Source organism: Helicobacter sp. TUL (genome assembly GCF_002287135.1).
Lineage (GTDB): Bacteria > Campylobacterota > Campylobacteria > Campylobacterales > Helicobacteraceae > Helicobacter_F.
Genome location: NZ_NESU01000017.1, coordinates 1 through 14,263, shown reverse-complemented (window position 1 = coordinate 14,263; position 14,263 = coordinate 1). Strand labels below are relative to the sequence as shown.

Here is a 14,263-nt window from a genome sequence, read left to right as displayed (position 1 = left end):
TATGTATAGAACTCATTTGTGTGCAGATATTGCCAAAGAACATATTGGGCAAGAGGTGCGTGTATGCGGATGGTGCAATAGTTATCGTGATCATGGAGGAATTGTATTTCTTGATTTACGCGATAAAAGCGGGATTGTGCAACTTGTGTGCGATCCTAGCTCTCAAGCATATGATATTGCATCAAGTGTGCGTGATGAATTTGTCCTTATCGCTAAGGGGAAAGTGCGTGCTAGAGGAGAGGGGCTAGAAAATCCAAAGCTTAAAACTGGCTTTGTTGAAATCGTGCTTGATGAACTCATCATTGAAAATAAATCCCTCACACCACCTATTGACATAGGAAGCGAAAATGTTGGCGAGGATTTGCGCCTAAAATATCGATACTTGGATTTGCGTGCAAAAAAAGCATACGAGATTTTTAAAATCCGATCTGATGTCGCTATTGCTGTAAGAAATTCATTACAAAAAATGGATTTCTTAGAGGTAGAAACTCCTATTCTTACTGCCTCAACACCAGAGGGTGCGAGAGATTATCTTGTGCCTTCACGCGTCCATGATGGGCAATTTTTTGCCTTGCCTCAAAGCCCACAGATATTTAAGCAACTCTTGATGGTTGGTGGATTTGATAGGTATTTTCAAATCGCTAAATGCTTTAGAGATGAGGACTTGCGCGCAGATAGACAACCTGAATTTACACAAATCGATGTAGAAATGAGTTTTTGTGATCAAGAAGATGTCATGCAAGTAGCGCAAAATCTTCTTGTAGATATTTTCCGCGCGTGTGGCAAAGAAATTGCAACGCCATTTAAGAGAATGACTTGGCAAGATGCTATGGAAACATATGGGAGTGATAAACCGGACTTGCGCTTTGCTATGCCACTTGTGGAAGTGAGCGATTTGTTTGTAACTTGTAGCAATGAAATTTTTGCATCTATCGCCAAAGATTCAAAAGCCAATAGATTTAAGGCATTATGTGTCAAAGGTGGTGATACATTTTTTACACGAAAAACTTTGGGTGAAGCAGAGGAATTTGTGCGTAAATTTGGTGCAAAAGGCTTGGCATATCTGCAAGTCAAAGAGGGCGAAATAAAAGGACCATTGGCAAAATTCCTTTCTGCTTCAGATCTTGAAGCACTTTTACAACGTGTTGGTGCAGAAGTAGGCGATGTAGTGTTTTTTGGCGCAGGAGCAAAGAAAATCGTATGGGATTATATGGGGCGTTTGCGACTTAAAGTTGCTCAAGATATGGGACTTATAGATTCACAAAAGCTTGAGTTTTTGTGGGTGGTGGATTTTCCTATGTTTGAAATCAATGATGATGGAAGCGTATCGGCGCTACATCACCCATTCACAATGCCAAAAAATTTAGAGCAGGGTATAGAATCTGGTGATATAGAATCTATCCAATCTATCGCATATGATATTGTGCTTAATGGAGTGGAATTAGGTGGAGGAAGTATCAGAATCCACAAAGATTCTATACAAAGCAAGGTTTTTGAAATCCTTAATATTTCTCAAGAACAAGCCAAAGAACGCTTTGGGTTTTTGCTAGAGGCGCTAAGCTATGGTGCGCCACCACACGGAGGATTTGCTATGGGATTTGATAGACTTATTATGCTACTTACCCATAGTGCTTCTTTGCGTGATGTCATCGCATTCCCTAAAACACAAAAAGCGACATGTTTGCTCACAAATGCACCAAGCGAAGCAAGCGAGGAGCAATTGCGTGAGCTACATATACGATTGCGTAACCCAAAACACTAAGGAGATTTTATGAAAACATTGTTTCTTATCATTGGAGCACCAGGCAGTGGTAAAACCACCGATGCTCAAATCATCGCACAAAATAATGCTCAAAAGATTGTGCATTATTCCACTGGCGACTTATTGCGTGCAGAAGTAGCTAGCGGTAGTGAGCAAGGCAAACTTATCGATAGTTTTGTAAGCAAAGGGAACTTAGTTCCGCTTGAAATTGTGGTAAGCACGATTGTTGGTGCGATAAAAAATGCCCCAAAAGATGTGATTATCATTGATGGCTATCCACGCAGTGTAGAGCAAATGGAAGCTCTAGATTCACAACTACAAGGGCAGAGTGATGTAGTGCTAAAAAGCGTGATAGAAGTCGAGGTTAGCGAAGAAGTAGCGCGTGATAGAGTGCTAGGACGCGCACGAGGTGCTGATGATAATGTCGAGGTTTTTAACAACAGAATGAAAGTCTATCTCACACCTTTGCAAGAAATTGAGAGTTTTTATAGCAACAAGAATCTTTTGCATAAAATCAATGGTGAGCGCACTATAGAAGAAATTGTTGCTGATATGCAAAGCTTTATTTTGCAACAACTCTAGTTTCCAAATTCCAAAAACACTACTAAAGGAGCAAAAATGAATATAGAAAAAATCGCTATAGGTTCTAATCCTGATGCTATCAATGTTGTTATTGAGATTCCCTATGGATCAAATATCAAATACGAAGTGGATAAAGAAAGTGGCGCGGTTGTGGTAGATCGCGTGATGTATGGCGCGATGTTTTATCCAGCAAATTATGGTTTTGTGCCAAATACACTTAGCGATGATGGTGATCCAGCTGATGTATTGGTTCTTAACGAATATCCACTACAAGCAGGAAGTGTGATTAAGGCGCGACTTATTGGGGTTTTAATTATGGAAGATGAGAGTGGAGTTGATGAAAAGCTCATTAGTGTGCCTGTTTCTAAAATCGATCCACGCTATGACAATATCAAAACCCTAGAGGATTTACCAAAAATCACACTTGATAGAATAAAAAATTTCTTTGAAACTTACAAAACACTTGAGCCAAACAAATGGGTGAAAGTCAAAGACTTTAAAGACAAACAAGAAGCACAACGCATCCTCCAAACTTCTATTGATAATTACAAAAAGTAACAAGTTTTTTAACTTTTTGCTACTCTCTCATAATGACTTGCAAAAGCCTGTATGAGAGAATCTCACGCATTTCTAGCATACACAATACACTAGCTATACTCTCATAATTTACATTTTCTTATAAATTTTGTCTTTCTTGATGTGTTTAGAATCTCTTTAGATTCTATAATTAACTTCTTTGCTTTATAATGTAAGGAGCTTTCAAAGAGCTTCAAGGATTTTACATAAGGAGAGAAAGATGGATTTCGCACAATTCATAGAAGAATATAACAAACTCAAAGCCGAGCGTGAGGAGCAGGGCATACCTCCATTGCCGCTTAATGTCAAACAAACACAATGCGCAATAGATATTTGCAAAAGCTCAAATGCTAGTGCTGAACAAAAAGCATTTGCAAAAGAGCTATTAATCCATAGAGTAAATCCGGGTGTTGATGACGCAGCAAAACTCAAAGCAGAATTTTTTGCAGAGATTCTTAAAAGTGGTAAAGAACAAGTTTTCACGCCACTAGAAGCGATCAAATATCTTGGGACTATGCTAGGTGGATATAATGTCAAACCACTTATTGAAGGGCTATCATTAGCGGATACTACACTTGCTAAAGAATGCGCTAACGCCCTCAAACATACATTACTTGTATATAATAGCTTTGAGGACATCGCAAAACTTAGTGCAAATAATCCTTTAGCTAAAGAGGTTTTAGAATCTTGGGCAAATGCTGAATGGTTTTTGCAAAGACCTGCATTACCAGAAGTCATCAAAGCCTGTGTATTCAAAGTCGATGGCGAGACAAATACCGATGATTTAAGTCCAGCAAGTGATGCTTTTACGCGAAGTGATATTCCATTGCACGCAAAAGCTATGCTAAAAGCGCGGATAGAAAACTTTGAGCAACGCATTCAAAATATCAAAGATGTAGCAAGCAAAAATGACGCACAAGTAGTATATGTAGGCGATGTAGTAGGGACTGGTAGCTCTAGAAAATCTGCTTGTAACTCTATCATATGGCACTTTGGCAAGGAGATTCCATACATTCCTAACAAAAAAGGTGGCGGTTTAGTTTTGGGTGGCGTGATTGCACCTATATTCTTTAATACTTGTGAAGATTCTGGAGCACTACCTATAGTCGTTGATGTGAGCGCACTTAATGAAGGTGATATTATTGAGATTCACACACAAAAAGGCGAAATCATCAAAAATGGTAGTGTTGTTGCAACATTTACATTAAGCCCACTTACTATTAGCGATGAAGTCCGTGCAGGTGGTAGAATCTCGCTTATCATTGGACGCAATCTCACAGCAAAAGCACGAGATTTCCTTAAACTTCCTCCAAGTGATGTATTCAAAACTCCTAAGCAACCAGCGCAAAAATCTTGTGGATTCTCTCTCGCACAAAAAATCGTTGGTCGTGCGTGTGGAGTAGAGGGTATAAGACCTGGCACATATTGCGAGCCAAAAACTACAACCGTTGGTAGCCAAGACACCACAGGTGCGATGACACGCGATGAAATTAAAGAACTTGCGGCTATTAGCTTTGGTGCGGATTTTGTAATGCAAAGCTTCTGCCATACTGCTGCTTACCCAAAACCATCAGATGTGAGCTTGCATGCGACATTGCCAGAATTTATGTCATCAAAAGGTGGGGTAGCCTTGCGTCCTCGAGATGGTGTTATTCACTCTTGGCTTAATAGATTCTGTTTGCCAGATACACTTGGCACAGGTGGGGATTCACACACACGTTTCCCAATTGGTATCTCTTTCCCAGCAGGAAGTGGGCTTGTAGCATTTGCAGCGGTTACAGGCACAATGCCTCTTGATATGCCAGAATCTGTGCTTGTGCGATTTAAAGGCAAACTAAATCCAGGTATCACATTGCGGGATTTGGTTAATGCAATTCCTTACTATGCAATCAAGCAAGGACTTTTGACCGTGGAGAAAAAAGGCAAGAAAAATATCTTTAGCGGTAGAATCCTAGAAATCGAAGGGTTAGGGGATCTCAAAGTTGAACAAGCTTTTGAGCTTAGTGATGCAAGTGCAGAAAGAAGTGCGGCAGCTTGTAGTGTGCGCCTCAATAAAGAGCCTATCATTGAGTATTTGCACTCAAATATCGCGCTCATTGAAGCTATGATTAAAGATGGGTATCAAAATGCCGAAACTCTACGCAGACGCGCACAAAAAATGCAAGAATGGATTAATAATCCTGTGCTTTTGGAGCCTGATAGTGACGCAGAATACGCGGCAGTGATTGAGATTGACCTTGCAGAGATTAAAGAGCCGATTTTAGCTTGTCCAAATGACCCTGATGATGTGGCAACACTTAGTGAAATCCTTGCAGATCCTAAACGTCCAAAAACCATCAATGAAGTCTTTATTGGTAGCTGTATGACGAATATTGGGCATTTCCGTGCCTTTGGTGAGATTGTTAAAAATGAAGGACAATCTAAAACACAAATTTGGATTGCACCTCCAACAAAAATGGATGAAAAAGAGCTCAATCAAGAAGGGTATTTCTCTTTATTTGGTGCAGCAGGTGCGAGAATGGAAGTGCCAGGTTGTAGCTTGTGTATGGGTAACCAAGCCCGCGTAAGAGACAATGCAGTAGTATTCTCTACATCAACGCGTAACTTTGATAATCGTATGGGTAAAGGAGCGCAAGTATATCTCGGTAGTGCAGAGCTTGGTGGTGTATGTGCGATATTAGGAAGATTGCCAAGTGTGGAGGAGTATCTAAATCTTGTTCCTGCTAAACTTAAAGGCAAAGAAAACAATGTCTATACATACCTAAACTTCGATAAAATCGAAGACTTCAGCCTCTAGTTTCAATAAGCAATGAGCTTTAAAGCCCATTGCTTATATGTCTTTCTTCTTATAATCTTTCTCATTTTTGCACGGTGTATTTTTCTCATAAACTGCTATAACCGTATGTCCATAAGTATTGGGTGGAATTTGTATCCAGCGCTTTCCTAAGATTCCAAATTTATTGATAAATTATCATAAAGATTATTGTGTGCATAAACATAGGGGAGTTTAGATATAAAAAAGATTGAAAATTATAGTTTTCATAAATATATTAATGCAATACAGCATTAAAATAGTATAAAAATATATATTTTGGCTAATTGATTGAATCTAGTAATAAATGGATTATAAAGGCATGCAAACAATCAAACTTACAACAATGATGAAAGCTTTTGAAATAATATAAGAATCTTGCCGCTATATTCACTATAAAAATGACAATACATCATTATGTTATTTATGAATCCAAAGTCTATCTGTAACACATATACCAACTACCACGACCTTGTAAGCATAATTATGCACACTTGCAATCAAAGAATCCTAAAACATCGTTAAAAATGAGATACTTTTAGAATCTTGGAATTTAGAATAAATGGAATATGTAAAAAACAAAAATAAAGCGTTACAATACTTATTGTAATGGGTTTAAGAGAATCTACAAAGATAAAAACTACTACACTCACCTCACCTAAAGAACATACAACAACAAAGTCTATGATTATTGGATTGGTTGCGGAGGAGGGATTTGAACCCCCGACCTTTGGGTTATGAGCCCAACGAGCTACCGGACTGCTCTACCCCGCGACATAAGAAAAAATACTTGAAAGAAAAAGGAATATGGCTGGGGTAAAAGGATTCGAACCTCTGAATGCCTGGACCAAAACCAGGTGCCTTACCGCTTGGCGATACCCCACTATTGAGATTTAGAAACTAAAAGTGCGTATTATAGTGATTTACTTCCAAAAAGTCAAGGTATATGCGAAAATTTACACGATATAATGCGCACCCAAGCTTTTTTCTCGCGCTAAAGCTGATTGCACGATATTTTGTGCCACAAGTAGGCGTAGTTTTAACATACGCCCTATGTTAGATTCTAACAACGCTTCAATCCCACCAAGTGCTGCATTGAGTTTATCTTTTGAGCGCACAATTCCTACCTTTTCCCACATAATTTTACGCAACACATCTCGCAAATGTGCATCTCCCTCTTTTTCCAAGACACTTTCATCAAAAGGAAAATACCGCATTGGGCTTGCATACATAGCATTAAGAATCTCGCGTGCTGCAATTTTTCCAAATACAAGACCCTCCAAAAGCGAATTTGACGCAAGGCGATTAGCCCCATGCACACCATTATACGCACACTCCCCTATGGCATAGAGGTTTGTCATGCCCTGCACTCTTGTTGTATCATCACACAAGATTCCACCCATACAATAATGAAATGCTGGAGAAATAGGCACGAGATCATTTGGTATATCAAGTTTGCACGCACTAAGCTCACGATAAATATTAGGAAAGCGCTGGGCAAAGGATTGCTTACTAAATGCTCTCAAATCCAAAAATGCCTCTTGATTATACTTTTGACAATAATCAACAATTGCCCTTGCCACAATGTCTCTAGGCGCTAATTCTCCTCTAGGATCATATTCAAATAAAAACCGCTTTCCATTAGAATCTATGACTTTGCCGCCCTCCCCTCGCACTGCTTCACTGATGAGATATTTACGCGCGGTTTTGGTTTGCACATACACACTTGGGTGAAATTGCAACATCTCCATATGCGCCAACTTTAACCCATGCTCAAGAATAATTCCATGCACATCACCACCGATTGTATGCGCGTTTGTATGGTATTTAAAAAGCCCCCCAACACCACCACTTGCTAGCACAACATGATCACTATAAATATGCACTAATCCCTTTTTGGTTTGCACACTGACACCATAGCACCTATCATCTTCTAGTAGCAAATCAATAACACGAGCGCTTTTCCAAAGTGTATGCCCCAAAGAATGCATCAAAAATGTATGTAGATTGCGTCCTGTGCCATCACCTCCAGAATGCACGATACGCGCGATAGAATGCCCACCTTCTTTGGTATAGCTTAGTGCTCCCTTTTCATCTCTATCAAGCCCAAATCCATCATTTAATAATTCTTGTAATATTTCTAGGCTTTCTGTGCTTAGTCTCTCTACGCTTTTTACATCATTGAGTTGTGATCCTGCAAGGATTGTGTCTTTGACATGGAGTGGTATATCTGCCTGATCTCGCGCAATCGTAATTCCGCCTTGCGCATAAAAGGTATTGCATTCCCACGACTGATTTTTACATAGCAAAAGCACACGCAAATTTTTTGGCAAATGACGCGCACAATATAATCCAGCTACTCCAGCCCCCACAATCACGACATCATAATGTAATCTTTCCATAAATCCTAATCTCCACTATCTTCGCTAAGGCTTGTAGGGTGTATGCTATGCACACCTTGAGATTGCATTACCTCTTGTGAATCTGTATTGACATTTTGCATCTTGGTATCCTCATCGCGCTCATAATAGGGCTTAGCCTTATAGCCACAACCTACAACCATACCACACGCGATCAACAAAAAATATGCTATCATTACGCTATGAAAGATTCTAAGCATATTATCTCCCTTCTTAAAGCACAGCCAGAGTTTGCAAAACTCCTCATAAAAGATGAAATTAATCTCTTTAAGGCTGCGTATCTTACGCCGTATTTGCAAGAGCAGATTCTCTTTATTTTTGTCAAAAACCAAACACTTTTTTTTGCTGCCAAGCACCCAGCGTTTTGCCAAGAGTTTAATTATACACGCGAGCAGATAATACAGACTTTAAGGCAATATCCACAAAAATTTCCAACTCTAAGCAAACTTAGTGAAGCAAAAGCATATGTCCCACGCCACATCTTAGCCCCAAAACCAATCCCCACAACAGAGATTAAACGCTATTTTAGCGAGCATTCAAAAGGCATATTTATCAATCATTCCACCAATCCAGAAATTCACGCACTTTTTGAAAAACTTCGCCTTGCAATTTTGCGCAACCAACCTACCCAAGAGTGATAAAGTTACCAACCTCTTGTGATAGCATGACACACCGTGCAAGAGTGCAAAATCTCTGCGTGAATCTCTGCGGCTTTAAGAATCTGATTATTTTGCAATGCATCTTGGAGAGCTTGGATATTCTCCTCATCTCGTTTAAGCGTGTTTAACACGATGTTTTCTTCCATATTTTGCGAACTATTGAGATAATCATAAATATTATATTTTTTAAATTCGCCATAGGTTTGTTTGAACTGCTTAAGCTCTGTAGCAATTTGTGCCCTATCATTATAAAAAAAGCCTTTTTGCATGACATTTATGCTGTATTCCATATCTTGCATTTTTTTGGTAATCTCACTAGCTCCTAAATACACGCTTCCTAGCACAAACCCCAAAATCCATAGATATTTCATACACACACCTTATCTCAAAATTCATCTTGTGGTATTATAGTGCATTCTACATAATGAGGCGCTTATGATAATGGCACATAATTTGCTAGACTTTCTGCAAAATATCTCAAAAAAGGCTTGATATGGATCACAACACGATAGCACACACTTCACAAGATTCTCTCTCATCACACAAAGACAACGCCAACTTTACACTGCCCTACTCGCTAAAAGGCAATCTCATTCTCGTGAGTGTGTGCTTTGTCGCACTTTTGGGGCTTTGTATATTTTTTGCTACCAATGCCTATCGTGCCACAATCTCCCAAAAACACACACAAAACCTTAGTGATCCATTGCTAGTCAATCAAGATTTATTAGAACAATTTGACTTTATAGGGCAAGTATATGTGCGCCTTAGCAATCTACTTACAACCCCTCAAGATTCACAAAATAGGGCGCTTATTATTGCTATGCTAAAGAGCTGGAATGAGAGCTTTGTCAAAAACACACAAGACTTACAGCCCTACTACCAACGCCTTAATAAAGCACTAGAGATAGAATCTAACACAGAATTTGCCACACAGATTCAAGAAATTTTGCAACAAATCTCCCATCTTTTATTTCAAAAAGCAAATACAACTATTATGGACATCATAAAAGATTGGAATCTTACAAGCTCTGCAGATTCTTCGTCGATAAAAAATATATTTACCAACACACAAACTCTCTTTATCACCCTTGCTGCCATAGCTTTAATTGTGTGTATTATACTTTTTGTGTTTCTTATAAAAATCTTTACTTCATTTACGCGCTTAAAGCACGATTGGCAAGGCTTTTCTACTCTCATTGATGATATTTCTAACCCCACTACGACACAAAGCAACACACTAGACACACACGATATAGGGATTTTTGAACCACTCAAAAAAAGCATACAAACCCTACATACACACACCACACACCACACGCAATCCACCCAAAGCGATACTAACAAATCTCAACTCCCTAGCCAAACACTAAACACGCTAAAAAGTCAAATAGATTCACTAGAGCAAAATGCTTCTAAAAGCCTAGAATCTAGCGGTGATATTCTCCAAATGATCACAGATTCTATGGAGCAAACCACACAATCCCAAGAACAAATCGCCAAAGAGCAAGAGCAATTTCAAAACGCTAGTGAAAGCTTTTCTACACTCTTTGAAAAACTAAGTGAGAGTATTGAAGCGCAAAATGCCCTTAGTGCAAAACTCACGGATCTTAATGGAAGTGTCGTGCAAATCAAAGACATCTTGCAATTTATTGATGACATCGCAAATAGAACAAATCTTTTGGCATTAAATGCCGCCATTGAAGCAGCACGAGCCGGTGAGCACGGAAGAGGATTTGCCGTGGTAGCTGATGAGGTGCGAAAACTAGCAGAATCTACCCAAAAAAGCCTCAAAGATATTGAAGTTAATATCAATCTCTTGGCTGGTAGTATCGATGAGATTTGCCACAATGCACAAGAAAGCACACACACATTTGAAACGCTTATCCAAAAAAGCGAGGATTCTAAGCAAAATCTCAAAAACATTCAAGATGCACTCCAAGTCATCACACAAAGCGTAAGCACACAAAATACTACTACGCTCAATCTCTCATCACAAATACAACATATGATACAATCTTACCAACACATACACAGCCTTATCACACAAAGTGCGCAATACCTCAAACAAATATAGTTTAGGTATTGCTAGGTATGAAAAATCTTTTACTTGCTGCATACAAACCTACAAACATTAGCTCCAATCACTTTTTAACCCACCTAAAAACTCACATAGGCGAAAAAAAGGCAGGTTATAGTGGCACGCTTGATCCATTTGCAAGCGGGCTTTTGGTTGTAGGTTTTGGACATCATACACGCCTTTTGCCATTTTTGGAGTTAAATCCCAAACGATACAGGGCGACATTATGGCTTGGCGCACACGCACCAAGTCTTGATAGAGATAGTATAGATTCTGTGTGTGCAATCGCTCCTTTTGAGGTTACACAGATTATGGAAGTGCTAGATTCACTAAAAGGCGAGGTATCCTACACGCCTCCACGCTTTAGCGCGAAGCATATCAATGGGACGCGTGCCTACAAACTCGCGCGTGAGGGCATAGAATTTGCGTTACAAACAAGCACAATGCAAGTTTATGACATCACACTATGTGCATATAATCACCCATTTTTAAGCTTTGAAGTATGTATCTCAAAGGGTGGTTATGTGCGATCTATAGGCGAGATGATAGCACATCGCCTTGGTGTCAATGGTGCGCTTAGCGCCTTGCATAGAATCTCTGAAGGCGCTATAAGTTTGCACGCTCCCACGACATCTCTTTTTTATCTCACATTTCATACGATACGCTATCCTTGTTTCATTATAGATTCCCAAAATACCCTACCCTACGAAAATATTGACTTATCGGCATACAAACATCTTATCGCCAATGGCGCAAAATTCTCTTTACAAAACACAAAAAGTGGTGTATATAAAACTTATTTTGAGGATTTTTTTTCTATAATTGAAGTTTTAGCTAACAAAGAGGTGCGATACCTTTATAATAGGATTCCATATGCTGATACTCTCTAGAAAACAAGATGATGGCGTAATGATAGGCGATGACATAGAAATAAAAATCATCTCCATTGACAAAGGCAGTGTGCGACTAGGATTCAAAGCTCCCTCAAATATGCTTATCTTGCGTTCTGAACTCAAAGATGCTATCGCTATGCAAAACCAACAAGCATCTATCCACACTGCAAAAGATCTCACTTTACCCAAGGTAGGCACTATCAAAAAGAAATAATATGCAACCCCTTATCCTCAAGAGTTACCCAAAACTCAATATTTTTCTCAAAATCATCGGTAGGCGAAGCGACGGATTCCACCTCCTCTCATCACGCTTTGTCTTAGCAAAAGGTGCGCTTTTTGATACCATAAGTATAGAATCCAGCTCCACAGGCTTTGTGCTAGAGGGAGAGTTTGGGTGCAAACTAGAATCTAATACAATCTACAAAGCAAAATGCGCTATCAAAGAACTTGCGCAAAACAAATACAAAGATTCTCACTTAGTAGCTTGTATAGAATCTCTAAAAGTCTGTGTGCAAAAACGCATACCAGAAGGTGCGGGTTTAGGCGGTGGCAGTGCAAATGCCGCAAGCTTTGTGCATGGTGTCTGCAATCTCTATCATATATCTTTAGATACACAAGATTATGCGTATATTGCGCAACGATGTGGGGCTGATGTAGCATTTTTTTTACACCGCTATGAGAGTGCCAATGTCGGTGGCATAGGCGAGGAAGTCATAGCCTTTGAAGAAACTCTCCCAGAATTTGAAATCTTTACGCCCCAGATTCTATGCTCCACACCAGCAGTATATAAAGCCTACGCCACGCATACTACTAACTTTAGTCCTTTGCCAACTCAATGGCTCAACACAAAAAGCACGCAAATCCTACAATCCCATACATTACAAGAGCTTAATGATCTCTATATGAGTGCGTGCTATGTGGCTCCAGAATTAGAATCTCTGCGCAAAGATCTTGGCAGTGGTTGGTTTTTTAGCGGAAGCGGTAGTAGCTTTTTTAGACCAAAACTCTAATGCAAGTTACAATGAATTGGTGGCGATATGCGTGTGTTATAGCATTTTGCACATTAAAAATACTAGCATATCCACAAGAACAATCAAGCCTTAACATCACTCCGCCCAAAATCTTGCAAGAGTATGAATATGGAGAAAGCGATGAGAGGGGACGTAATTCGCGCTCACCATATGCAAACCCAAAAGATGGCGCATATTTTTTGGACAAATATATCCCATCGCTAGAAAAATTCTATGAAGCCCTCAATCTTAATTCTACCAAAGGTCAATATGCGCGCTTTCGTGGTAGAATCCTCATAGATCACAAAACCTATGACTCCCTCTCCCAATCCCAAAAATCCAAATTTCAAGGCGCACTTGTGATGAGTCGTGTATATATTAGTGCTTTTCTCAAATATAGTGAATTTGGGGGCGTAGGCATAGGAGGAAAATTCCAACTTTCTGATGAAAAAGATCGGTATTTTAGCGTAGATGGTCGGTATTTTACTGATTTACAAGAGCTTGGCGTGGATCATTTGATATATCTTTTGTGTGTGCTGCCACGCTTTGATAAATGTATTGTGTTAGGTATAGGCGAGGAATGGTAAAGGATTAGATCCCCCAATTTTAAGGGGGATAAGGATTTAGAATTTATATGCGTAAGCAAATGTTAGGACATTGTTTGGTGTTGTGGAGTATTTGAGTTGTGCTCCATTTACATTTTGATTTCCGCCATCACCTACATTATAGCCACTTTTGTATTTATAAGTAAGCCAAAATTGATGTTTGACATTTAGGAAATAATGCACACCAATACTTGAGATAGAGCTTGTTTTAGTATAAGAATCTAGTGATTCTGTGTCAAGTTTTTGTCCTATAAATGTCCCAAACTCATAGCCTATACCGACATTCATACCAAATGTGTGTTGTTGGCTTACGATAAAATCATAAAGATAAGAGGCTTCTATACCATAATGCAAGGCTGAAGAGCTAAATTTTAGTGTAGCAGAATTATCTGGTGTTGTTACATCACTACTATATCCTGCATATCCAAAAAATGCTTTAAAATTCCAACCCCAATTTTTTGCGCTATATACTTGCCATCCTAGTATAAGATTGATAGGTAGGGCATAGGTATTTTGTGTAGCAGAACCTGTATCAATATCAAACAAATAATTCTTTACACTTGGTGCATAGCCCACTTCCGCACCAATAAAGCACCCTGTATTTGCATATTCACCCCTGCAAAATCCTAAGAATCCACTTTTATCTAATTGCTAGATTGCGCACTTTCATTTTTGCCTTTATTGTTTTTTAGATTTGCATTTTTTTGTTGCAATTCTAAAAGCTCATTTTCTTTTTTTAGCTTTGCTATTTCTTGATCTATGTTTTCGGCATAAATCGCACTGCTACCAAATAGCATTGCCAATACAATGCTTAACGCTAATTTTCTTGTTTTCATACTTTCTCCTTGTTGTGTATATTTTTGCATA

The 14,263-nt window shown here is 39.1% G+C and carries 15 protein-coding genes and 2 tRNA genes; 10 read left to right on the top strand and 7 right to left on the bottom strand.

Features of this window, described 5'->3' with window-relative positions:
* Position 1: 1 nt before the first annotated feature.
* The 4 genes from aspS (at position 2) to acnB (ending at position 5,717) form a co-directional block, all read left to right on the top strand.
* Positions 2 to 1,762, top strand: a complete 1,761-nt coding sequence (gene aspS / locus B9T66_RS07605; protein WP_095628378.1) for an aspartate--tRNA ligase — start codon at positions 2 to 4, stop codon at positions 1,760 to 1,762.
* Between the two features lie 9 nt (positions 1,763 to 1,771).
* On the top strand, positions 1,772 to 2,344 hold the full coding sequence (locus tag B9T66_RS07600) for an adenylate kinase (RefSeq protein WP_095628377.1): 573 nt from the start codon (positions 1,772 to 1,774) through the stop codon (positions 2,342 to 2,344).
* A 36-nt stretch (positions 2,345 to 2,380) separates the two neighbouring features.
* Positions 2,381 to 2,902: an inorganic diphosphatase gene (ppa, locus tag B9T66_RS07595; protein WP_095628376.1), complete on the top strand. Its 522-nt coding sequence runs from the start codon at positions 2,381 to 2,383 to the stop codon at positions 2,900 to 2,902.
* Positions 2,903 to 3,140: 238 nt separating this feature from the next.
* Positions 3,141 to 5,717 (top strand): bifunctional aconitate hydratase 2/2-methylisocitrate dehydratase, encoded by a 2,577-nt coding sequence (acnB, locus tag B9T66_RS07590; protein ID WP_095628375.1) that lies wholly within the window; start codon positions 3,141 to 3,143, stop codon positions 5,715 to 5,717.
* Between the two features lie 712 nt (positions 5,718 to 6,429).
* Here acnB and B9T66_RS07585 read toward each other — a convergent pair.
* The 4 genes from B9T66_RS07585 to B9T66_RS07570 form a co-directional block, all read right to left on the bottom strand.
* A tRNA-Met gene (locus B9T66_RS07585) sits at positions 6,430 to 6,506 on the bottom strand.
* A 34-nt stretch (positions 6,507 to 6,540) separates the two neighbouring features.
* Positions 6,541 to 6,615, bottom strand: a tRNA-Gln gene (locus tag B9T66_RS07580).
* A 73-nt stretch (positions 6,616 to 6,688) separates the two neighbouring features.
* Positions 6,689 to 8,134, bottom strand: coding sequence for an L-aspartate oxidase (gene nadB / locus B9T66_RS07575; protein ID WP_095628374.1), 1,446 nt, complete (start codon positions 8,132 to 8,134; stop codon positions 6,689 to 6,691).
* A 5-nt stretch (positions 8,135 to 8,139) separates the two neighbouring features.
* Positions 8,140 to 8,352 (bottom strand): hypothetical protein, encoded by a 213-nt coding sequence (locus B9T66_RS07570; RefSeq protein ID WP_143429120.1) that lies wholly within the window; start codon positions 8,350 to 8,352, stop codon positions 8,140 to 8,142.
* Here B9T66_RS07570 and B9T66_RS07565 point away from each other — a divergent pair.
* Positions 8,335 to 8,790, top strand: coding sequence for a hypothetical protein (locus tag B9T66_RS07565; protein WP_095628372.1), 456 nt, complete (start codon positions 8,335 to 8,337; stop codon positions 8,788 to 8,790). The two genes, B9T66_RS07570 and B9T66_RS07565, sit on opposite strands and share 18 nt — an antisense overlap.
* Positions 8,791 to 8,795: 5 nt before the next feature.
* On the opposite strand, the gene B9T66_RS07560 is transcribed toward B9T66_RS07565, so the two are convergent.
* Positions 8,796 to 9,182, bottom strand: a complete 387-nt coding sequence (locus tag B9T66_RS07560; RefSeq protein WP_095628371.1) for a hypothetical protein — start codon at positions 9,180 to 9,182, stop codon at positions 8,796 to 8,798.
* A 122-nt stretch (positions 9,183 to 9,304) separates the two neighbouring features.
* On the opposite strand from B9T66_RS07560, the gene B9T66_RS07555 reads away from it, so the two are divergent.
* The 5 genes from B9T66_RS07555 to B9T66_RS07535 are packed head-to-tail and all read left to right on the top strand — an operon-like array spanning position 9,305 to position 13,378.
* A complete protein-coding gene (locus tag B9T66_RS07555) occupies positions 9,305 to 10,885 on the top strand; it encodes a methyl-accepting chemotaxis protein (RefSeq protein ID WP_095628370.1) in 1,581 nt (526 codons plus the stop codon).
* Between the two features lie 17 nt (positions 10,886 to 10,902).
* Complete coding sequence (gene truB / locus B9T66_RS07550; RefSeq protein ID WP_095628369.1) at positions 10,903 to 11,778, top strand: tRNA pseudouridine(55) synthase TruB; 876 nt, start codon at positions 10,903 to 10,905, stop codon at positions 11,776 to 11,778.
* The gene (locus B9T66_RS07545; protein ID WP_095628368.1) at positions 11,762 to 11,995 is read left to right on the top strand and encodes a carbon storage regulator; all 234 of its coding nucleotides are present in this window, start codon (positions 11,762 to 11,764) and stop codon (positions 11,993 to 11,995) included. The genes truB and B9T66_RS07545 overlap by 17 nt, the downstream gene beginning before the upstream one ends.
* Position 11,996: 1 nt before the next feature.
* Positions 11,997 to 12,791 carry a 4-(cytidine 5'-diphospho)-2-C-methyl-D-erythritol kinase gene (locus B9T66_RS07540; RefSeq protein ID WP_095628367.1) on the top strand — a complete coding sequence of 265 codons (795 nt, stop codon included), beginning with the start codon at positions 11,997 to 11,999 and terminating at the stop codon, positions 12,789 to 12,791.
* A gap of 11 nt (positions 12,792 to 12,802) precedes the next feature.
* The gene (locus tag B9T66_RS07535; protein ID WP_143429119.1) at positions 12,803 to 13,378 is read left to right on the top strand and encodes a hypothetical protein; all 576 of its coding nucleotides are present in this window, start codon (positions 12,803 to 12,805) and stop codon (positions 13,376 to 13,378) included.
* A 36-nt stretch (positions 13,379 to 13,414) separates the two neighbouring features.
* Here the strand turns inward: B9T66_RS07535 and B9T66_RS09215 are convergent, their stop codons facing one another.
* Together B9T66_RS09215 and B9T66_RS09210 are read right to left on the bottom strand one after the other, a co-directional pair.
* Positions 13,415 to 13,942 (bottom strand): outer membrane beta-barrel protein, encoded by a 528-nt coding sequence (locus B9T66_RS09215; RefSeq protein WP_257874655.1) that lies wholly within the window; start codon positions 13,940 to 13,942, stop codon positions 13,415 to 13,417.
* A gap of 98 nt (positions 13,943 to 14,040) precedes the next feature.
* Positions 14,041 to 14,232, bottom strand: a complete 192-nt coding sequence (locus B9T66_RS09210) for a hypothetical protein (protein ID WP_257874654.1) — start codon at positions 14,230 to 14,232, stop codon at positions 14,041 to 14,043.
* Positions 14,233 to 14,263 lie beyond the last annotated feature (31 nt).